Raw genomic sequence first — 20,745 nt, forward strand, 5'->3', positions numbered from 1 at the left:
TTACCTCATTGTCTGGCAGATTTTCCTAATGATTTAGCGACCAGTTGTTCGTAAAGTTCGGCGTAGGGTTCCACAGCCTTGCTCCAATTGAACGGCGCGGACATCGCCCGGCAGCGCATCGCATTAAGCAGTTCGGGGAACTCGTACACCTTGAACGCACGGGTCAGCGCCTCTTTGTAACTGTCGACGGTGGATTCGTTGAACAAGAACCCGGTGACTCCGTCCTCGATCGTGTCGGCAAGCCCGCCGGTATTCCGGGCTACGGGCAGCGACCCGAAGCGTTGCGCATACATCTGGCTCAAGCCGCAGGGCTCGTAGCGGGACGGCATCAACAGGAAGTCGCTGCCGGCGAACATCCGCCGAGCGTCGGTTTCGTTGAAGCCGATGCGCACGCCGATCCGGCCTGGGAAGCGCAGGGCCAGTTCACGCATGGCTTGTTCTTCTTCCGGCTCGCCGCGGCCGATGATCGCGATCTGCCCGCCGGACTCGACGATGAATTCGGAAACGGCTTCGGTCAGGTCCAGGCCTTTCTGATACACCAGACGCGATACCACGGCGAACAGTGGGCCGGTGGAATCATCCAGGCCGAACAGGTCGCGTACATGCGCGGCGTTGGCTGCCTTGCCATCCCAGTCGCCTATGGAAAACTGGCGCTGCAGGTGGGAATCGGTGGCCGCGTCCCAGCTTTCATCGATGCCGTTGGGGATGCCACTGAGCAAGCCTTGTTGAGTCTTGGAGGCAAGGAACCCATCGAGTCCACAGCCGAACGCCGGTGTGGTGATCTCCTGGGCGTAGGTGGCGCTCACGGTGGTGATGTGGCTGGAATAGGCCATGCCGGCCTTCAGGAACGACAGCTTGCCGTAGAACTCCATGCCTTCCTGTTGCAGCGCGTGCTCGGGAATACCCAACTCAGGGCAGGACGCGAGGCTGACCACGCCCTGGTACGCCAGGTTGTGGATGGTGAACAGGGTGGGGGTGCGTTGACCGCGCCAGTGCATATAGGCAGGCGCCAGCCCGGCTGGCCAGTCGTGTGCGTGGACCAGGTCGGGGCACCAGTGGATTTGCGCCAGGTTGGCGGCGATGTCTGCCGCGGCGAGGCCCAGGCGGGCAAAGCGGATGTGGTTGTCGGGCCAGTCGCGGCCATTGTTGGCGCCGTAGGGAGAACCTTCACGGGCATAGAGTTCGGGACAGATCAGTACGTAGATTACCAGACCGTCGGCCATGTCCATGCGGCCGATCTTGCAGGGCGGAAGTGCGGCATGGCCGCCCAGTTCGCCGATGATATGGATAGGATTGCCGCTGTTCATCACTTGCGGGTACCCAGGGATCAGGATCCGCACATCGTGCAGCCCGGCCATCGCCCGGGGCAGGGCGGAAGAAACGTCACCCAGCCCGCCGGTCTTCACCAGGTCGGCGATTTCGGACGTCACGAACAGAATTTTCTTGCGATTTGGATTCTGTCGAACGACAGGGAGCAGTGCCTTGCCTCCGGTGGCCAGCACCGGTGCCGTCGGCGATTCTGCCGCCGGCGGTAGTTGAGAGCGGACTTGCTGTGGTTCCAAGGCAGCACTGATCATAAATAACTCCTATGTTCTCGATCTGTTTCCGGCAAGCGCCAGAGCTGTTGTTACATTGGCCGAATCCTGCGGCCAGGCGCACGAGCGCTACGCAAGGAGAGCAAAGCGCTGCCCAATGCGGCGAAGCGAATCAGGTGAGGGGGCCGTTGCAAGGAATGCTCCAGCCGTTGTTGCCCTTCCTCTAACCTGACCTTTCGCCGTTGTGAAAAGTTTCGACTTTTTTTCGTCCTGATGACCGGTCGGTTTTGCGCCCGGACCGGCAGTCTAGGTCAGAAGCTAGAGCGGTGCGGTTCGCTTCGTCGAATTGTCGGACAATCACATTTATTGTCGGCAATGTCTTACACGACGAAGGGGAATACGAGGCGACGAAATGCAGCCTCTTTGAAATATTCGTGTTGTAAGGAAAGGCGCTGGTTCAATCGCATGCGCGGTTCAACAGCGCATCGCACCATAAAGGGGCGGGCAGGATGGAGGCGTTTTGATGGCTTTCAAGCAGGGTGCAGATGCTTCATGGTGGGAGCTGGGTGGGAGAGAGCCTGCTCGCGAAAGCCCCAGGTCAGACGACATCTCCTCTAACTGACACACCGTCTTCGTCGGCACGCCGCCCGGAAACGGCTCGCTCCCACAGGGACGGGGAAACTCAGGCTATCGGCTTCAACACCCGAATCGGCTTGCCTGCCGCCCAGGCCTGCAAGTCTTCAATCATCTGGCCGTAGAATTGCTGGTAATTCTGGCGGCTCACGTAACCCACGTGAGGTGTTGCCAGTACGTTGTCCAGCGTCCGGAACGGGTGGTCGGGCGGCAACGGTTCCTGGGTGAATACATCCAGGCCCGCCCCAGCCAGGCGTTTGTGCTGCAGCGCATCGATCAAGGCAGCCTCGTCCACGATCGGCCCGCGGGCAGTATTGATCAGCAGCGCACCAGGCTTCATCCAGCCCAGCGCCCGGGCATCGACCAGGCCCCGGGTGCGGTCGCCGAGCACCAGGTGGATCGAGAGAATATCGGCCTGCTCGAACAGCGCTTGCTTGCTTACATAGGTGACGCCGGCATCGGTTGCCCGTTCGGCCGTCAGGTTCTCGCTCCAGGCGATCACCCGCATGCCGAACACTTGGCCGAACTGCGCCACGCGCGTGCCGATGCTGCCCAGGCCGAGGATTGCCAGGGTCTTGCCGTGCAAGTCGCCGCCCAGGCCCTGTTGCCAAAGCCCGGCACGCAACGCGTTGGCTTCTGGGACGAGGTTGCGCGTCAGCGCCATGATCAGTGCCCAGGTCAGTTCGGGCGCGGCGTGCTTGTAGCTGTCGGTGCCACACACCTGGATACCCAGCGCGGCGGCAGCCTTGAGGTCGAGGGCGGCATTGCGCATGCCGCCGGTCAGCAATAGCTTGAGCTTTGGCAAGCGGCGCAGCAGCGCTTCATCGAAACGTGTCCGTTCGCGCATCACGCAGATGACATCGAAGCCTTGCAGGCGCGCGGCCAGGGTGTCGTGGTCGGCGGGATAGTCATGCAGGAACGTCACCTGGCCGACGCTCTCCAGTGCGGACCAATCCACCACATCCCTTGCCACGTCCTGCCAATCATCGATGACTGCAATCTGCACCGCCATGAAATACCTCGTCAGAGAATGGGTTTGTCCAGCCAGCCCAGCAGGGCTTTGTGGAACCGGTCTGGTTCCTCCATCTGCGGCGCGTGACCCAGATTGGGGAATTCCACCAGTGTCGATCGAGGAATCAGCTGGGCGACCTGCTTGCCCAGCACGTCATATTTGCCCAACCTGGCCTTCACTGCCGGCGCAGCGATGTCGCTGCCAATGGCGGTGGTGTCGGACGTGCCGATCAGCAGCAGAGTCGGCGCCTTCAGGTCCTTGAACTCGTAGTAGACCGGCTGGGTGAAGATCATGTCGTAGATCAGTGCTGAATTCCATGCCACCTGCTTATGTCCCGGGCCTTTGTTCAATCCGGCCAGCATGTCCACCCAACGCTCGTACTCCGGCTTCCAGCGACCGCCATAGTATGTATTGCGCTCGTAGGTACGGATGCCGTCGGCGCTGAGTTTCAGCTCGCGTTCATACCATTGGTCCACGCTGCGGTAGGGAACGCCGAGGGCCTTCCAGTCTTCGAGCCCGATGGGATTGACCATCGCCAGGCGTTCGACCTGATCGGGAAATTGCAGCGCATAGCGGGTGGCAAGCATGCCACCGGTGGAGTGGCCCAGCACGATGGCTTTCTGCACACCCAGGGTCTTGAGCAGCGCGTTGGTGTTGTTCGCCAGTTGGTGAAAGCTGTACTGGTAGTGGTCTGGCTTGCTCGAGGTGCAGAAGCCGATCTGGTCCGGCGCGATGACCCGGTAGCCAGCCTCGCTGAGGGTCTTGATCGAGTCGCCCCAGGTCGCGGCGCAGAAATTCTTGCCGTGCATCAGCACGACACTGCGACCGTTGGCCTTGCCTTGGGCGGGCACGTCCATGTAGCCCATCTGCAATGTTTTGCCCTGAGACTGCAAGGAAAAGTGCTTGAGGGTGTAGGGGTATTTGAAGCCTTCGAGCTGAGGGCCATAGGCCGGACCTTCGGGCGGGTTCTCGGCCTGGGCGAACAGCGGCAGGGCAGCGAGCAAGAACAGGCTGGACTTCCAGCGGGTAGTCAAACGCGGCATTGTCAAACTCCTTTAGGCAACCGACCGATCCTGGAACGGCTGGATTATGGCGACATTAATCACAGGCAACCGAACCGTGGGAACGTTCAACCCATCCAGCCCAGGGTTGCGAGCACGAGTACGCCATAACGCAGGCCTTTGGCGAGGGTGACCATCAACAGAAAGCGTCGCCACGGTTCACCCATCACGCCCGCCACCAGCGTCAGGGGATCGCCAATGATGGGCACCCAGCTCAGCAGCAGCGACCAATAGCCATAGCGCTGGTAATGCTGGCGGGCCTTGTCCAGGTGAGACGGGCCGACGGGGAACCAGCGGCGGTCCTTGAACTGCTCAACGCGGGTCCCTAGCCACCAGTTCACCAGTGAGCCCAACACATTGCCGAAGGTGGCGACCCCCAGCAACAGCCAGACCGCGTGGCGCTCGCTGAGTACCAGGCCGATCAGCAGCGCTTCCGATTGCAGCGGCAACAGGGTCGCCGCGCCAAATGCCGCCAGGAACAGCCCGACATATGCCTCGGGCATCAGTGGGCTGGATAGTCCGCCACGACGGTTTGGGAGCCGTCCTTTTTCTGCCCGATCACCTGATAGGCATCACTCATGCCGTCCATTTCCATGCCCGGCGAGCCCATCGGCATGCCTGGCGCGGCAATGCCGAGCAGATCGCCGCGTTTGCTTAACGCCAGCACCTGCTCGGCGGGGACGTGACCCTCGACGAATTTGCCGTTGATCTCGGCGGTGTGACAGGAACGCAGGTTGGGCGCGACGCCCAGGCGCTGCTTGACCGCACTCATGTCGGCTTCGACATGGTCATTGACCTTAAGACCGTTGGCTTGCAGATGGGAGATCCATTTCTTGCAACAGCCGCAATTGGCGTCGCGGTGTACATCGATGGTGACCGGCTCGGCAGCCTGGGCCAGGGCAGAGGTGAAAACGGCGCTCAGTGCGAGCAGGTGCAGGGGATTGGCCATGGGTCAGGTCTCTTGGCGAACGGCTTTGGATGGAAGGATAACAGAGTAGCGGCGGTGGCCTGACAGCAGGCTGAAGGGCGAATGACGGAACTATCAGTTGGCAGCGGCCCCGGGGAACATAGCGATCACATTCGTTCGCGTTTCTGTAAGCCCTACCGCTCGTCCAGATTTGGCGCATACCTGTAGGTTCTGACAGTAGCCGATGTTACTTGCCTGATGTGTGATGGCTCATGCCGAAAGGCCAACCATCTGCCAGGTAAAAATCATGGATATCCCAGCCTCAGCCTTGAGCCATCCCTTCGAACTGTATCCAGTGCATATTCCTGGGTGGGTGACATTTTTACAGCCGCCAAATATTGCGCACGGCGGCATTCCTAAAAGCATTTATGACGACCGGCTTCAGGGACTGCAATGCGTGATCAATCCATTGACCGATCTCAAAAGCGGCCCTTGGATAATGGCGGCGTTTGATCACGTCGATTTGTACGTCAATGGAATACGGAGCACCGGGGCAGGGCATACCGTTCAGCCGGGAGATGAAGCTAAGTTCATCGTCCTGTACCTTCCCCATGGGGAGTTAAGAGACGGGGTCAACACCCTGCACTACAGAGTGACGCGCCTGAGCGAGAACTTCGACGACTCGATCTCTTTGGACGTGCTCTATCACCTTAGGGCGCCCGGTGAACCCGCCCCCCAGAACATGGATCTGGTGATCCCGCCCGACGTGATCAGCGATGGGGTCAGCGCTGACAGGGCGGCGCAAGGGGTGAAGTTTGGTTTTACTTATGGCAACCGGCGAGATTTCGATCGCATCGAGTTTCGGATAGGCGCGGTGGCTAAACCTTACGATGTGCCGAGTGCTCCGGCTCCGGCGGAATATACGCTGCTCACCGACACCTTCAGAGACGTGGGAGACGGCGCCTTTACTGCGGTCCAGTTCAAGGTGACCGATCAACTGGGTAACTCCAACCTGTCGTCTGACAAATATATTGATGTCCACCTGGACCGGCAGTTGACCTTGGCACCGCCTTCGGTGAAAGAGGCCAGCGGCGCGTCCTTGAACCCGGTCAACGCCAAGGACACCCTGACCATCGTCGTGCCGGTCAACGCCGAGTTGCTGCCCACGGACAAACTGACGGTGACCTGGACGGGCGCACCGGGAACCCCAGCCGGCGGCTCACACACCTCGGGTGAATCGTTGGTCAGCGCCGGGTTGGAAATCCCGATTCCCAACAGTGTGGTCGCGTTTAACCTGGGCAGGTCGGTGACGGTGTCCTATGCGGTGATTCGAGGCAGCGAAGCCCCTGTGGCGTCACCGCCCTTTGCCTTGGCGATACAGCCCCTGGCTCCAGGTGATCTTGAACTCGGCAAGCCAAGGATCCTGGAAGCCGCCAATAATGGCGAGGGCAGCGAACTGAACCTGGCTTCCATCATTGCGAATGTCACCTGCTGGTTCGGTACCTGGCCCCTGATTGCCGTTGACCAGGACGTGTGGCTGCGTTTCAAGGGCACGAAGGCCGATAACACCACGCCTTACAACCTCGATATCTGGGTGCCAAAGCCGCCGACTAAAGGGCCTAGGGTCAATCAAGGTTGGGTCAACAACGGTTTCTATCAGCCAGGACCCTTGGGCAACTCTTACAACTACCTGAAGGACCTGAAAGACGGCAGCACGCTGACCGTGGAGTTCAAGGCGGATTTCAGCAAGACCATCGACGAGGCCAATGCAATAACGTTTCCGCAGCGTACTTACACCGTCAAATCAATTGTGGTGGTGACGCCGACGATCACATCCGTGAAAGGCCAACCCAGCAATGGCGAAATCCCGGACGGGACCAACACCGTGGAAACCTCGGTGATCCTTAGCGGCACGGCCACGGCTGGCATGGACGTCGAGATTTTCGAGGGCCCGGACTCCAGGGGCACCTTCGTTGCGACTGGCGGCACTTGGACAACCACGGCCATCACCGTGGCGCTTGGGAGTCGCAGTTTTACCGCCAAGACCAAATATGGCGCTGAACCGGTGTCAGATGCGCGTACCTTTACCGTGGTCGCGGCTCAGAAGCCGGTAATCAGCTCGGTGAAAGGCCAACCCAGCAATGCCGAAATCCCCAACGAGACCACCACCGTGGAAACCTCGGTGATCCTCAGCGGCACGGCCACGGCTGGCATGGACGTCGAGATCTTCGAGGGCCAGGACTCCAGGGGCACCTTCGTTGCGACTGGCGGTACTTGGACAACCACGGCCATCGCCGTGGCGCTTGGCGGTCGCAGTTTTACCGCCAAGGCCAAATATGGCGTAGAACCGGTTTCAGATGCGCGTACCTTTACCGTCAGAGCTGCAGGCCCTTTCTGTACATTTACGATTATGTATGGAGGCACCACCCGGGTGTACCAGCCTAATACAACGAATAATAAGCTTCCGATAGGAATCGGTACCTTTCCGGTAAACGTAGACATACAAGTACATCGGGCCCCAGACGCATCGACTCCAAATGACGCGACATTCGGGATAACTGGAGGTGGGGACCTTTATTATCTGTCCGGAATGAGATCGTTAACGGTTGGTACTCATCGCCGGCCACTTTCGGCACTCGCTCGGCAGCCGGGGACATATGAAATCCGCGCAGCTCCCAACGGCGCGTGGCCCCGCACGTATTGGGGGATTGTCTATGCATGAACATACAGAAATAGCGCATCGTTTTTGGGTTTAGCGTTGGTTTCAGTTGATGTACAGGAAAAACGGGGGGCGCTGGTAAGCAAGAAAGCCTGCCACTCGTCCAAATCTCATCCATACCTGTAGGTTCTGACAGTAGCCGATGTTGCTTGCCTGATGTGTGATGGCTCATGCCGAAAGGCCAATCATCTGCCAGGTAAAAATCATGGATATTCCAGCCTCAGCCTTGAGCCATCCCTTCGAACTGTATCCAGTGCATATTCCTGGGTGGGTGACATTTTTACAGCCGCCAAATATTGCGCACGGCGGCATTCCTAAAAGCATCTATGACGACCGGCTTCAGGGACTGCAATGCGTGATCAATCCATTGACCGATCTCAAAAGCGGCCCTTGGATAATGGCGGCGTTTGATCAGGTCGACTTGTACGTCAATGGAATACGGAGCACCGGGGCAGGGCATACCGTTCAGCCGGGAGATGAAGCTAAGTTCATCGTCCTGTACCTTCCCCATGGGGAGTTAAGAGACGGGGTCAACACCCTGCACTACAGAGTGACGCGCCTGAGCGGGAATCCCGACGACTCGATCTCTTTGGACGTGCTCTATCACCTTAGGGCGCCCGGTGAACCCGCCCCCCAGAACATGGATCTGGTGATCCCGCCCGACGTGATCAGCGATGGGGTCAGTGCTGACAGGGCGGCGCAAGGGGTGAAGTTTGGTTTTACTTATGGCAACCGGCGAGATTTCGATCGCATCGAGTTTCGGATAGGCGCGGTGGCTAAACCTTACGATGTGCCGAGTGCTCCGGCTCCGGCGGAATATACGCTGCTCACCGACACCTTCAGAGACGTGGGAGACGGCGCCTTTACTGCGGTCCAGTTCAAGGTGACCGATCAACTGGGTAACTCCAACCTGTCGTCTGACAAATATATTGATGTCCACCTGGACCGGCAGTTGACCTTGGCACCGCCTTCAGTGAAAGAGGCCAGCGGCGCGTCCTTGAACCCGGTCAACGCCAAGGACACCCTGACCATCGTCGTGCCGGTCAACGCCGAGTTGCTGCCCACGGACAAACTGACGGTGACCTGGACGGGCGCACCGGGAACCCCAGCCGGCGGCTCACACACCTCAGGCGAATCGTTGGTCAGTGCGGGGTTGGAAATCCCGATTCCCAACAGTGTGGTCGCGTTTAACCTGGGCAGGTCGGTGACGGTGTCCTACGCGGTGATTCGAGGCAGCGAAGCCCCTGTGGCGTCACCGCCCTTTGCCTTGGCGATACAGCCCCTGGCTCCAGGTGATCTTGAACTCGGTAAGCCAAGGATCCTGGAAGCTGCCAATAATGGCGAGGGCAGCGAACTGAACCTGGCTTCCATCATTGCGAATGTCACCTGCTGGTTCGGTACCTGGCCCCTGATTGCCGTTGACCAGGACGTGTGGCTGCGTTTCAAGGGCACGAAGGCCGATAACACCACGCCTTACAACCTCGATATCTGGGTGCCAAAGCCGCCAACTAAAGGGCCTAGGGTCAATCAAGGTTGGGTCAACAACGGTTTCTATCAGCCAGGACCCTTGGGCAACTCTTACAACTACCTGAAGGACCTGAAAGACGGCAGCACGCTGACCGTGGAGTTCAAGGCGGATTTCAGCAAGACCATCGACGAGGCCAATGCAATAACGTTTCCGCAGCGTACTTACACCGTCAAATCAATTGTGGTGGTGGCGCCGACGATCACATCCGTGAAAGGCCAGCCGAGCAACGCTGAGATTCCGGACAACAGCAACACGGTGGAGAGCAGCGTGATATTGAGCGGTGCCGCCTCGGTAGGGCAGAAGATTGAACTGTTCGACGGAAACACGTCCGTAGGAGAATTTATGGCTGTCGCTGGTAACTGGACCAGCACGGCAATTACGGTGGCGGTCGGTGAACATAACTTCAAGGCCACAGGCCTTTACGGTGATCGTCCGACGTCGGCTGTTCGTCGTCTTAGGGTGATAGAACCCTTGGTGATAGATAACCGCATCGCCAATCTTGATGGCTTCTTCCTGTACTACAACGGAGCACGAAACAGCACACCGATGCCGGCGGGCACAACGGTTACTCGCACCCCCTCGCGTGGAAATCCTCCGTATGCATACAGCACGTCAAATACCGGTGTTGCCACTGTGAATGATCAGGGGGTCGTGGTCGGTGGAGGAAACGGCGAGGCGATCATTACGATAACCGACGCCTACGGGCAAACTGCGTCATATACAGTGAGCCGCTCAAATGCTTGGACACTAAGATCGACACGCTCCATTCGAGGCGGCCAGGCGCAGGGCTGGGCAAACGGTCAGGGCGCGCAAAGTTCTTTTAACCAAAATCCCTATCCCGATGGCGGCACTATGCAGGCAATCCGCACTTATTATGAGCGGGACCTAGGCTGGAACTACAACAACTGGACCGGCCGCTATGATAGCGGTAATCCATTATGGCCATGTTTTGCAAACATCTATCAAGGCACCAAATCTACATCGACGATTGAAAGTTATTTAGGTGCTTATTGTCGGGTGCCTTATAACCAAGGCACATTGTTGCTTTCGGAGCGAACTGAGTTGGGTGAGCCCCCCGAGCCACCTGAGCCATCTGGAAGTTGACCCGGTCGGGGCTCGCTGGGCTGTGTCCAAGCGCCACCTTCGCCTTCGTCGATGGGCTTGGAGAGGCCGCTTTCAATCGCCACAGCGGCAGGCGCAATGCCCTTTAACGTTGAACTGAAAGGGGGCCTGCTATCAACCCTGACAGGAGGCCCCCTTTTACTCAGGCGATGTTTCAGCGAACCTTGAACCGCCCCATGATCGCATTCACCCGGCTGTTGGCTTCCAGCAACTGACGGGTGTTGTTCTCGCTGGCCAGGCCGCTTTCCACCAGCTCTTCGACCATGTGCCGGATCTGCACCATGCTCCGGTTGATCTCTTCGGTCACTGCACTTTGCTGCTCTGCGGCGGTGGCGATCTGGGTGCTGAGGCTGTTGATCTGGCTGACGGAGCCGGCCATTTCGTCCAGGCCCGAGTTCACTCGGGAGGTGGCGTCGGCAGCCGATTGGCAACTGGTCTGGGTGTTTTCCATGGCCGCGACCGACGAGCTCACGCCTTGGGTCAGGCGCGTCAGCATTTCGTTGATCTCCGAAGTGCTGGCCTGGGTGCGGGCGGCGAGGGCGCGGACTTCGTCGGCGACCACCGCGAAGCCACGGCCTTGCTCGCCAGCCCGGGCGGCTTCGATGGCGGCGTTGAGCGCCAGCAGGTTGGTCTGCCCGGCGATGGCCCCGATCACACCGAGGATCTCGGTGATGCGCTGCGCATCCTGCTGCATGCTCTCGACCTTGTGGGTGGCGCTGGCCACTTCCTCGATCAACGCGACGACACTGTTCGATGCCTCGCCGACAACGACGCGGGAGCGATCGGCATGTTCATTGGCCCGCTGGGTGAAGGCGGCCGTCTCAGCGGCATTCTGCGCCACGCTTTCGGCCGTGGAACTCATTTCGGTGATGGCCGTTACCGTCTGGTCGGTCTCCGAGGCATGGCGCATCAGGATTTCACTGGTGTGGGCCGAAGTCTGCTGCAGCTTGTCCAGGCTAGATGCCATGGCGCCGGTGGCCTGGGTGACTTCGCCGATCATGTCTTGCAGGTACGCGATAAAGCGGTTGACCGAATGACCGATGGCGCCCAGTTCGTCTTCGGCGCGGATGGTGATGCGGCGGGTCAGGTCGGCGTCGCCCGTGGACAGCGCATCGATGTTGCCCTTGAGCACTTTCATGCGGTTGGTCAATTGGCGGATCGCATACAGCTGCATTAGCACCAACAGGATCACCATGGGTATCTGCAACAGGCTCAGCGTGTTCAATACGTCATCACGTTGGGCTGTGATCAGGCGGGTCGGCAGGGCAGTGGCGAGGAACCAGGGCGAGCCTTCGATAGGCCGCATGAAGAACGTGCTGGCTTCACCGTTGTTGTCGAATTCGACGCGCTGCGGTTGGTCACGGTTGGCCAGGCCAGCCTTGACCTGGGCGGCAAATGGCGAGCCAGCCGCCAGTTCGCTGATGTTCTTGAGCACGATCGGGCCGCTGATCCGCGAGCTGTTGCTGATGATCTTGCCGTCGCTTTCCACGATCAGCATCTCGGCGTTCAGTTCTGCTTCCTTGCGTGCGATCAGCTCGTTGAAAAAGCCGAGGGTCACGTCGATGGTGGAGACGCCATACGGCGCGCCATTCTTCTGGATGGCCATGGCGCAGTTGGTCCGGGGTTCGGCGCTCGCGTCGTCCTTGTAGGCTGCCGCCCAGGCGCATTTGCCAGGGGGAGTGGCCATGCCGCCCTTGTGCCAGGGTTGCTCGTAGTAGTTCGGCGCAGCATCGCTGTTCCAGAAGGTGTTGACGATCAGCTTGCCGGAAGCGTCGCGGTGCCAGAACGTGCTGAATTTGCTGCGACCTTCGGCGCGCTGGTTGGGCAAAGGCCAGATCCCGCCGCCGAACACTTTCAGCTCACCGTACTGGTCCACCAGGCCTGGCAGTACCTTGTCGATGGCATCGCTGTCGAGCAAGGGGATGGTCTGGGTAATGCTGCGTTGCTGGGCCTGGACCTTGTTCAGTTCGCCCTGGATCTGCTCGGCGACCTCGGCAATGCGGTTCAGCGCCACTTGTTCCTCGGTGTGGCGCAGCTTGGGTGCGACGAGGTAACTGATGCCGACGACCGTCAGGATGGATAACACCAGAATGAACAGAACCAAAAACAACGTGTAGCGGGCCTGAATGGTGCGCAATGAGGGCATGTGGGTGTTCCTTGCACGGGGCGACTTTCGGAAGCAAATGGGATGAACGTTCCAATATATGTCGGCTTCTCTGCCAGGAGCTTGAGTGTGGGGCCTGACCAGCCGTCAGGCGGCGGAATGGGCCTGGGCGTTTTTCCAGGTTTGAGCGTGAGCCTGCAATTCATCGTGAAGGCGTTGCATGGGGGCCGAGTGCAGGCTGAGCCTGCGCGGATGTGCAACTCGGTGGAACAGCGCCTGCCAACCTTGCCCGGCGTCCGTGGGCATCATCCCAGTGAAGAAAAAACCCGCAGCCAGCAGCAGCTGGTGGTCGGCGCAAAAGTGTCGACAGAGGCCGATTCGGACCGAAAGCGGCCAATGGGCCGGCAAGCGCCGAAGCTGCCCGACGAGGCATGTATCCACCCGATCCGCCACGATCTCGATCCGGCCGGGTAAATGGCTAAGCCGCAACGGATGAATGCCCTGCGGCCTATCCACAAGGGTGGTCCCGAAACGCGTTTCCAAAGCGCCCATCAGCCATTGATGGGGCGCGGGCCATTGAAGACGTGGCAGCGGCCGAGGGTGGTCGCCGATCACTTGGCAGCCGATCACGATGGTTTCGGCCTGGTCCGTGGCGAACGGAGAGGGCACGAAGTCGGGTAGCAGGCCGACGTCATGAAAACCCAGTCGTTGGGACAGCCGTTGGCTGTAGGGATGGCTGGTGACCTGCTTGATCGATAGCCTGGCGAGCCCGAGCTGCCGGCAACCGTCCAGTAATTGTTGCCCCAGCCGCGAGGCGATCTGCCTGCCCTGCAACTCGGGGTCCACCGCAACCAGCGCCAGCTCGGCATTTTGAGTCGCGTGTCCCTGGCGGCACAACGCGGCATGACCGACCACGCGCCCGTCGACCACCGCCACCTGCGAATGCCAGCGCCCCTTGAGATTGTGCTGGCAGATCATTTGCGGCATGTAGACGTCAGGGGAGACGTAGTGATCACCGTACACCCGACGAAACAGCTCGCACGTACCGGCGCTGTCGGTGGCTTGGAACGGCCTGAATACCAGAAGGCTCATCCGGCATCCTCCGTTGCCCGCGAACCGTATACCCGACGATCGATGATCGACAGGTGCTTGCCGGAACGGGGGTGGCGCTCCAGGTCCTGTGCGGTACAGGCCTGGGTATCCACGTGAAGTCGGTCGAGGCCTGGATATTGCTCGATCAAGGCCGCTTTAAGCGCATGGGATCGCGTTGGGCCTGCATCCTCGGCTTTTTCCGGCAGCCACTTGAGCAACACGCAGTCATTGCCCTGGCTGTGCTCGATGATCAGTTGCCACTGCACACCGCCGGCCACGCGCCGCGCGATGTCGCTTATTTCTTCGGGAAACAGCGACAACACGCCAACGCGTACGCGCCGGCTCTCTGCGCTGCGTCCTCGAAGGGCGAATTTGCGCCCCGGCGTGCCTGCCGGCTCGCACCAACTGGCGCGGTCTCCCACCGGGTATCGGACAATGGGCATGAGGGTCCGGTTGAAATTCGTCACCACCAGGTTTCCGGCTTGGCCAATGGCCTCGATCGCTTCCCCGCTCAGGTCGTCGACGATTTCCACCCGCGTGTGCTGATCGAATACCCGGTGCTCGCCCAAGCCGCAATCAGGCGTGCTCGCACCTACCAGTCCGGCATCCACGCTGGCGTATCCGATGGACGCGAAACGCGCGCCCGGGAAGGCGCGCTTCAATGTCGGCATCTGGCTTTCGAACAGGTTCTCCCCGCCAAAGAGCACGGTGGTGATCTGTGGCAGCCTGCGCCCTTTGCCAATGACATGGCTGGCGAAGGCCAGCAAGTGCGCAGGCACGCCGACGAGTACGTTGATGCGGTGTCCAGCAATGGCGTCGGCCAACACATCGAGTTCCACCGAGCCGGAGAAGGGAAACTCGGTAATCGCAACATCGACGCTGCACAGGGCGCCGTGGATGAACAGGAAACTGGCGTAGAGATCCCCCGAGAAAAACAGATTGGCAATGCGATCCCCAGCAGCCAATTGGGCTGTCAAGCTGCGCCCGAAGCAATCGAGCATCAGTTGCCATTCTGCGTGGGTATACACCGATAACTTGCCTTCGCTGGTCGTACCGCCGGTCTTGAAGACCAGTGCGTCCTTAACGCGGCTGGTCAACACCGGCCAATGGTCCAGGTCGTGGCTGTCTTTCCAATACTCGCTGAGATTGACGATCGGCAACTGGTGGAACTCGCAGCCATGGACGGGTAGATGGCTCAGCTGCGTGCGATAGAACATCGAATGCGTGCGGATATGCTTGAGCCATTGGTCGTAGGTTAATGGGGCGCTCATCGGAATATTCTCAAGGCTATGGGTCGGCTTATCGGGTACCGGGCGAAATCAACGGCGGGCTAACCTGCAATCGATCACCATCGGGACTTTGCCGCTGTGCTTGTTATGTTCGAACCGCTCAACCGGGCAGTGCTCGACGTCCAGGGCCAGCAACCCGGCGTTGACCGACGTGCGCAGCGCTGCGAGGCCCAGCACCTGGCGCCGAACCGTTTCGGCGTCGCCATCGGTACGAATCAGCAAACGCTCACCGCCACAGCCCGCATGGCTCAGAACGATCTGGATGGCCGTCTGCGCGTGCTCGGACAGGTCCCGGGTATTGATGAACTCCGTGGCGATGCGCACCAGTTGGCCGTGGCGCTCGCGCAGCTCGAATCTGGGCGACTCCAGGCCACACGCGCATGGGCCGGGTAGCCAGCGCCCTAGGTCGCCGACTTCGTATCGCTGGAGCGGGCGCGCCTGGCGTACGCGGGAGGTGAACAGCAAGCGCCCGATACCATCAGGGCCGACCGGCATATCCCGTTCCAGGTCAACGATTTCCAAGGATTGGATATCTTCCATCAGATGAAACACACCGTCGCCGCTGGCTATGCAGGCATGCCCGAGGGGGCCCGCATCGACGCTGCCGTAGATTGCCGAGCGAACGCAGGTGACGCCGCATTGCTCGAACAGGAGACGACAGTCCTGCCCCAGGTGTTCGCCACCAAGCATGATCTTGCGCACACCGCCGTAGCCTTGAAGGACTGATTGCTGGCTTGAGAACAGACGATGCAACGTGCTGGGCATGCCCATGAGCGTGTTGATTCGATGCTCGACGATCAACTGCGCGATCTCTGCAAAGTTGTCATCCGGCGGCGCACTCATCGGGTAATGCACGACATCCATCTGTTCGAGGATCTTGGTGAAACTGAGGAACCCGCCGTACAGGCTGCCGCCATAGAACAGGTTCATCACTCGATCGTACGTCGGGTCGAGCCCCGCGGCGCGCACCCCATCGGCGGCGGCCCGCATGTGGCGGTCGAAATCACGATGGCTATAGGGGGACAAAACCGGCGCACCGCTGCTGCCGCCGGAACGGAAGAACAGCTGTGCCTGAGGGGCCGGGGGCAGCGCCACGAACGCTGCTTTGTCCATGATGGGCGTCGAAGGGGTCAGCGCCAATGGGCTCGCGGCGGCATCCAGCGTGACGCGATGGCTGGCAATGCCTGCATCAAGGCTGACCGATACCCGGCGACTCAATCGTTGCAGCCCGTAGACCCCATCGTGGGGCTCGCCGTCGTAACCTTGCTGGATTTCCCCCGTGGAGGTCACCCGGCCAACCCCGGCGGCTATCAGGCGCCGAACCAGCCCAGGTGCGCGCTCCGGCTCGCAGACAAGGGCGCAGCTCTGCAGCACATTGCGCCATGGCAGCAAGGTTTCGGCGAGCAGCACTTGCGGCATCGGCCGTAGCAGGAGCGTGCGAAACAATGGCGAAGGTTGCAGTTCGCGGTGGTGCTCCCAGAGAATGCGCCAGCCATTGCCCGTCCAGACCTGGCCGGTTTCGTTGGCAAAGCTGAAGTCCAGGCGGGCCAGTGCCGTACGGGTGGTGATCTCACTGGCTTCGGCGGCGGTGGTCTCCAGGGTGGGCCAGCGCCCGGTCCGGCGTTCGAACGCGGCGGCCAGGGCGCTTCCCACTGCTTGCAATTGCCCAGGATCATCGCTGTCCACCAGCAGCCATTGCGGGCTGGAGCAGGCCTGCTGGTCGAGGCGGCAGACTTCGTCCACCAGCGCATCCAAGGCCTGCTCGCTGGCGGCCAGAGGCGTGATATAGGCGAAGCTGATCCGGTGGCCCCAATCGATCCAGCGACAACCCGTTGGAATGCGCTCGCGCAATGCCTTCAAGGCAGCTTCGCCGCCCCAGGCACTGACGCCATTGGCAACGGCAAAAAGACGCCCGGTTTGTTCAGAGGGCACCGGCAATACCGCCAGATAACCACGTAACCGGCCGCCTGGATCGCACGCCAGGAACGCCGCTAGGAGTTGCGCCGTCAGGTCGCCCTCGCGGGTGCTGGGGCGCAGCCAATTGACGTTGCCCGCAAGTAGGCCTTCCAGCACCGCGCAAAACCCCAGCAACGGCGAGTTGCCCGGCGTGACATGAACCACCAGGCCCAAGGGGTGCCAACTCTCGAAGGGCCCGTCGCAATAATCGATTCGCCGTAGCGAACGTGCATCGACGCCCAGCTCCCGTTCCAGCTTGAAGCTCAACGACTTGCGGGCGCAGAAAACAATCAGGGCTTGGCGCTGGTCCTCGTCCAGCAGCGGGCTTCGGTCTGCCGCACGCAGCCATTGCGCGAACGCCTCGGCACAGTCGATCACCTCCTCGCTGCGAGGTGGCGTTTCCAGCAAGACGGGCAGTTGCGCTTGGAGGCGTTCAAGCGCTGCATCGAGCGGCAGCCCGGCGTTCAGTTGGCCGTTGATGAGGTACATATCAGTTTTCCTTGATCAATTCGGCAGCGGCCATGGCGCAGCTTCGGCTGGCGCTGGTGCCGGCCCGGCCATGCAGCTCGAACCACTGGGTTTGAAGGCCGCACTTGCAGTTGGCCGGGTGCAGGGTCGCCAGATCACTCATCACCACGGCGTGCGCGGGGCTTGACGAGATGTAGGGCGAAACGAACGACAACAACCCTGGCTCGCCGAACGGCTGGACACTGAAGTCCGAGGGGTGGCGTATGTAGACTTTGGAATAGACCGGCACGTGGAACCGATGATGGGCGCACTCGATGTAAGGCACCGCGTGCTCGACCGCACCGTAGCCGTCGCGGCAGCGTTGGACCTCGATGCCGAGTTGCTGTGTGATGCGCTCGTAAACGTGACGTCGGGGGATTTCCTCGGCCGCCTGTTTCTTCCAGCCGCCGCCCAGGAAGACCAGCGAACCGGCGGCGAGCTTCAGGTCTTGCATGCCGGTTTCACGCATGCGCTCAAGCACATGCCAGAGCAGCGCCGGGAAGCCGAAGATGCGCACCGGCAGGCCCTCTTCGGCGAAAGATTGCAGGGTGCCGATGGCGCCAAAGACGTCGAACTCGTGGTCTTTTGCGGTGCGTCGCAAGGCGTAGGCGATCCGATTGGCCGGTGCGAAGCGGCACAGGAACTGGTCGGTGTAGGCCGTGCCCAGGCGATTGGCCGCTTCGGGCTCATGGCTGAAGAGCAAGTAGTTGCACGGCGAGTCGGGTGTCGACCAGCCGTAATACTCAAAGATGTTTGCCACCATGCCTTGGGCCGCCGCCATGCTGCGCTCGTCGTAGCGCATGCGGCTTTTCTGCCCGCTGGTGCCCGAGGACGTGAGTTCCAATGCACCTTCGGCGGTGGGGCTGAGCAGCAGTCGCTGCTTGAAATAGCTGGCGTAGATGGGCGGCAGGCGCGACCAGTCAGTCAAATGGTCCAGGTCGTGGGCCCGAAGCCCGTTGGCGTTGAGCCAATGTTCGTAGCCTGGCGTGTGGTGGCTATGGAACAGGCTGATTTCAGCCATGGCTCTGTCGAACAGCCCCGGTGGCAGCGAATCGCCGTCATACGGCTGGGGCCATGCGCACAGCGCATCGGCATGGGGAAAGTGAATCATCGGGTCATCCTATGGGAAGGCAAATCAAGGGAGAGCAGCGGGGCGCGAGGTGAACAGGCGCAGCACGACAGGACAGCTGAGCCCGGCGATGCCGACCATCAGCGCGAAGGACTCAAGGTTCGCCCCGGCACCCAGCAGCGCCAACAGCGACCCTGTCGCGCTCATCACGGCGATGGAGATCATCCCGACCATGGCCGAAACCAAGCCCTTGCTATCGTCGGTGGCGAACAGGGCCAGTCGATACAGCGCGGCATTGCCCATGCCGAGCCCGATGGCATACAGCGACAGCCCACTGACCAGGACGGGAACGGACAGGGCGAACTGACTGCCGGCCACCAGCGCGGTCAGGCCTGTACACAACGGCCACAAGCTATAGCGGACCACCCGATGCACCCCAGCCCGTTCCACCAGGGCGTTGAGGACGAGATTGCCGAGGATGACCGCCGCGAAAACCGGAATCTGCCAAACCCCATACGCCAATGGGGACAGGCCATGTCCTTGGATCAACAGCAGGGGCGACAGGCCGATCCAGGCAATCAGCGGCAGGCTCATCAACCCCAGCGCGACGCTGGCCGACATGAAGCCTCCGTGGCCCAGCAGCGCTGCGTATCGCCTTACGAGCGAACGCAGGTCGAATGCTTCGACGACCGGTGTTTCAGCGCCGGCATGGGTGCCAGGGGGCGTTCGCGGCATGAACCCCCACAAAGCCAACCAGCTGACCACCCCGAGACCGGCCAGCAACATGAACAGCTCGCGCCACGACAGCCACTGCAGCAGCAGCCCGCCCGCCAAAGGGCCTAAAAGCGGTGAAAGAAGGGCGAGATTGCCCAGCATGGCCATGACCTTCACGGCGGCGGATTCGCAGAATATTTCCTGTATGGCGGGGTAGCTGACTGCAATCACGAAGCCCAGCCCCATCCCCTGGACCAGGCGAAGCCCATTGAAACCCTGCATGCCGGTGACCTGGGTGATCGCCACGCAAGCCAGCACGAACCCGGCACACCCCACGAGCATGAAGGGGCGCCGCCCATGACGATCCGACAACGGGCCGATCAGCCAAGGCAGCAGGACGCCGCCCAGCAGGTACAGATTGAACGCGTGGGGAATCTGATCGGGGGATGCATCGAGGTCCTGGGTCACGGTGAGCATGGCGGGCATGATCAAGTCGCTGGCCATGTAAGTGAGGAACTCGAAAAGAGCGATGGCCAGGCAGAAACCTGTCAGGCGAAAGGGTGAAAGAAGGGTGGGCTGATTTGGCATGGATTCCCAACGTCGGTTCTCGGAAACAAGGAAATTTCTTCTTTTTCGAGAGTACGTTGGCGAGATCCAGGGTCGAAAGGCGCCTTTTCGCGTAACAGGCAGTGGAAAGCGGACCGGTATATGTAGGAAAAATCCTTCGGTCGCACGAAAACGCCCAGCGGTTGTACCATACGATGCTGACTGCATCCCACCTTGCTTGTGGTGGAATAAACACGCATCAGAGGTGCAGAACGAAAAACTTCAGGAAACTGGCAAATGACTCATTCGCAACGTTTGAAATACTCGATTCTGGTGGTTCTCGTCGTACTGGCGATCATGCTCGGACTGTCCTGGATGCAAGGCAAGGGCATGATCAGCGAGCAGCTGTTTCAATACATCGCCATTGCCGTGGCGGTCATCGTCGTGGTGATCAACGGCGTGATGCGACGCAAGGTCAAGCCTTGAGCGCCGCTCATTCTTCGGTGTTGAGCAGGGCCACGGCCTGGTGGTGCAAGCTGTAGCTTTTATCCGAATTGAGCGTGACCACGCCTTCGCCGCACAGGCGCTTCAGCACCTCACGCACGCTCAGGAAGGACAAGGGAATGTCCAGCCCCAACAATTGGCTATGGACGCCGCGTACACCCAGCCGGCGGTTTTCATCGGCGGCCTTGAGCAAGGCGTCGATGACCTTCAAGCGAATCAGGCTCGTCCTGAGCCCATAGCTCTTGAGCAGACGCTTGATCTGCTCGTTGCCGCCTCGTTCCGCGGGCCCAGGGAACGTACGGTTTATGGCTGTCATCGTGACACGGGCCGATCCTGGCTTGCCCTCCATGGGCATTTGCGCGTTATGCATGTAAAGACTCCTTACCAGCCTGACAGAAAAGATCATCAACGCTCTCCTGTATAGGACGAACGAGAGCGGCCAATCAT

14 protein-coding genes and 2 pseudogenes are annotated in these 20,745 nt (G+C 60.5%); 3 read left to right on the forward strand and 13 right to left on the reverse strand.

Annotated features, from left to right (window positions below; all coding sequences use genetic code 11):
• Positions 1–5 precede the first annotated feature (5 nt).
• The 5 genes from glgA to M1D68_RS11555 all read right to left on the reverse strand — a co-directional run bounded on the left by glgA (position 6) and on the right by M1D68_RS11555 (position 5,190).
• Complete coding sequence (glgA, locus tag M1D68_RS11535; protein WP_457970412.1) at positions 6–1,577, reverse strand: glycogen synthase GlgA; 1,572 nt, start codon at positions 1,575–1,577, stop codon at positions 6–8.
• Positions 1,578–2,217: 640 nt separating this feature from the next.
• Positions 2,218–3,180 carry a D-2-hydroxyacid dehydrogenase family protein gene (locus tag M1D68_RS11540; protein ID WP_457970414.1) on the reverse strand — a complete coding sequence of 321 codons (963 nt, stop codon included), beginning with the start codon at positions 3,178–3,180 and terminating at the stop codon, positions 2,218–2,220.
• An 11-nt stretch (positions 3,181–3,191) separates the two neighbouring features.
• Positions 3,192–4,223, reverse strand: a complete 1,032-nt coding sequence (locus M1D68_RS11545; protein WP_434563860.1) for an alpha/beta fold hydrolase — start codon at positions 4,221–4,223, stop codon at positions 3,192–3,194.
• An 86-nt stretch (positions 4,224–4,309) separates the two neighbouring features.
• A complete protein-coding gene (locus M1D68_RS11550) occupies positions 4,310–4,744 on the reverse strand; it encodes a YqaA family protein (RefSeq protein ID WP_457970416.1) in 435 nt (144 codons plus the stop codon).
• Positions 4,744–5,190 (reverse strand): DUF411 domain-containing protein, encoded by a 447-nt coding sequence (locus tag M1D68_RS11555; protein ID WP_457970417.1) that lies wholly within the window; start codon positions 5,188–5,190, stop codon positions 4,744–4,746. Before M1D68_RS11555 ends, M1D68_RS11550 begins: the two co-directional genes overlap by 1 nt.
• Positions 5,191–5,455: 265 nt before the next feature.
• Between M1D68_RS11555 and M1D68_RS11560 the strand changes: the two genes are divergently transcribed.
• Both M1D68_RS11560 and M1D68_RS11565 read left to right on the forward strand, forming a co-directional pair.
• The gene (locus tag M1D68_RS11560) at positions 5,456–7,870 is read left to right on the forward strand and encodes a hypothetical protein (RefSeq protein ID WP_457970419.1); all 2,415 of its coding nucleotides are present in this window, start codon (positions 5,456–5,458) and stop codon (positions 7,868–7,870) included.
• A gap of 202 nt (positions 7,871–8,072) precedes the next feature.
• Complete coding sequence (locus M1D68_RS11565; RefSeq protein ID WP_457970421.1) at positions 8,073–10,499, forward strand: hypothetical protein; 2,427 nt, start codon at positions 8,073–8,075, stop codon at positions 10,497–10,499.
• A gap of 172 nt (positions 10,500–10,671) precedes the next feature.
• On the opposite strand, the pseudogene M1D68_RS11570 reads toward M1D68_RS11565, so the two are convergent.
• From M1D68_RS11570 to M1D68_RS11600, 7 genes and pseudogenes are all read right to left on the reverse strand, one after another.
• Positions 10,672–11,199 (reverse strand): annotated as a pseudogene (locus M1D68_RS11570) (methyl-accepting chemotaxis protein); the annotation flags it as partial.
• A 378-nt stretch (positions 11,200–11,577) separates the two neighbouring features.
• Positions 11,578–12,663: pseudogene (locus tag M1D68_RS11575) on the reverse strand (cache domain-containing protein); the annotation flags it as partial.
• Between the two features lie 105 nt (positions 12,664–12,768).
• On the reverse strand, positions 12,769–13,713 hold the full coding sequence (locus M1D68_RS11580; protein WP_457970423.1) for a GNAT family N-acetyltransferase: 945 nt from the start codon (positions 13,711–13,713) through the stop codon (positions 12,769–12,771).
• Positions 13,710–14,984, reverse strand: coding sequence for a phenylacetate--CoA ligase family protein (locus tag M1D68_RS11585; RefSeq protein WP_457970425.1), 1,275 nt, complete (start codon positions 14,982–14,984; stop codon positions 13,710–13,712). The genes M1D68_RS11580 and M1D68_RS11585 overlap by 4 nt, the downstream gene beginning before the upstream one ends.
• A gap of 48 nt (positions 14,985–15,032) precedes the next feature.
• The gene (locus tag M1D68_RS11590) at positions 15,033–17,447 is read right to left on the reverse strand and encodes an acyl-CoA reductase (RefSeq protein ID WP_457970427.1); all 2,415 of its coding nucleotides are present in this window, start codon (positions 17,445–17,447) and stop codon (positions 15,033–15,035) included.
• Position 17,448: 1 nt separating this feature from the next.
• Positions 17,449–18,576: a LuxE/PaaK family acyltransferase gene (locus M1D68_RS11595; RefSeq protein WP_457970428.1), complete on the reverse strand. Its 1,128-nt coding sequence runs from the start codon at positions 18,574–18,576 to the stop codon at positions 17,449–17,451.
• 24 nt (positions 18,577–18,600) lie between these two features.
• Entirely contained in the window at positions 18,601–19,836 is a 1,236-nt protein-coding gene (locus tag M1D68_RS11600; RefSeq protein WP_445571735.1) for an MFS transporter, read from the reverse strand.
• 255 nt (positions 19,837–20,091) lie between these two features.
• Here M1D68_RS11600 and M1D68_RS11605 point away from each other — a divergent pair, with 255 nt between their 5' ends.
• On the forward strand, positions 20,092–20,280 hold the full coding sequence (locus M1D68_RS11605) for a hypothetical protein (RefSeq protein ID WP_186631798.1): 189 nt from the start codon (positions 20,092–20,094) through the stop codon (positions 20,278–20,280).
• A 7-nt stretch (positions 20,281–20,287) separates the two neighbouring features.
• Here M1D68_RS11605 and M1D68_RS11610 read toward each other — a convergent pair whose 3' ends face one another.
• Entirely contained in the window at positions 20,288–20,668 is a 381-nt protein-coding gene (locus M1D68_RS11610; RefSeq protein ID WP_457970430.1) for a fe2+ zn2+ uptake regulation protein, read from the reverse strand.
• Positions 20,669–20,745: the final 77 nt, after the last annotated feature.

Source organism: Pseudomonas sp. R4-84 (assembly GCF_054130985.1).

What these genes read in the sequence shown, in the direction of transcription:
- glgA (WP_457970412.1), bottom strand. Translation starts at nt 1,577, where the DNA reads ATGATCAGTGCTGCCTTGGAACCACAGCAAGTCCGCTCTCAACTACCG.
- M1D68_RS11540 (WP_457970414.1), bottom strand. Translation starts at nt 3,180, where the DNA reads ATGGCGGTGCAGATTGCAGTCATCGATGATTGGCAGGACGTGGCAAGG.
- M1D68_RS11545 (WP_434563860.1), bottom strand. Translation starts at nt 4,223, where the DNA reads ATGCCGCGTTTGACTACCCGCTGGAAGTCCAGCCTGTTCTTGCTCGCT.
- M1D68_RS11550 (WP_457970416.1), bottom strand. Translation starts at nt 4,744, where the DNA reads ATGCCCGAGGCATATGTCGGGCTGTTCCTGGCGGCATTTGGCGCGGCG.
- M1D68_RS11555 (WP_457970417.1), bottom strand. Translation starts at nt 5,190, where the DNA reads ATGGCCAATCCCCTGCACCTGCTCGCACTGAGCGCCGTTTTCACCTCT.
- M1D68_RS11560 (WP_457970419.1), top strand. Translation starts at nt 5,456, where the DNA reads ATGGATATCCCAGCCTCAGCCTTGAGCCATCCCTTCGAACTGTATCCA.
- M1D68_RS11565 (WP_457970421.1), top strand. Translation starts at nt 8,073, where the DNA reads ATGGATATTCCAGCCTCAGCCTTGAGCCATCCCTTCGAACTGTATCCA.
- M1D68_RS11580 (WP_457970423.1), bottom strand. Translation starts at nt 13,713, where the DNA reads ATGAGCCTTCTGGTATTCAGGCCGTTCCAAGCCACCGACAGCGCCGGT.
- M1D68_RS11585 (WP_457970425.1), bottom strand. Translation starts at nt 14,984, where the DNA reads ATGAGCGCCCCATTAACCTACGACCAATGGCTCAAGCATATCCGCACG.
- M1D68_RS11590 (WP_457970427.1), bottom strand. Translation starts at nt 17,447, where the DNA reads ATGTACCTCATCAACGGCCAACTGAACGCCGGGCTGCCGCTCGATGCA.
- M1D68_RS11595 (WP_457970428.1), bottom strand. Translation starts at nt 18,576, where the DNA reads ATGATTCACTTTCCCCATGCCGATGCGCTGTGCGCATGGCCCCAGCCG.
- M1D68_RS11600 (WP_445571735.1), bottom strand. Translation starts at nt 19,836, where the DNA reads ATGCCAAATCAGCCCACCCTTCTTTCACCCTTTCGCCTGACAGGTTTC.
- M1D68_RS11605 (WP_186631798.1), top strand. Translation starts at nt 20,092, where the DNA reads ATGACTCATTCGCAACGTTTGAAATACTCGATTCTGGTGGTTCTCGTC.
- M1D68_RS11610 (WP_457970430.1), bottom strand. Translation starts at nt 20,668, where the DNA reads ATGCATAACGCGCAAATGCCCATGGAGGGCAAGCCAGGATCGGCCCGT.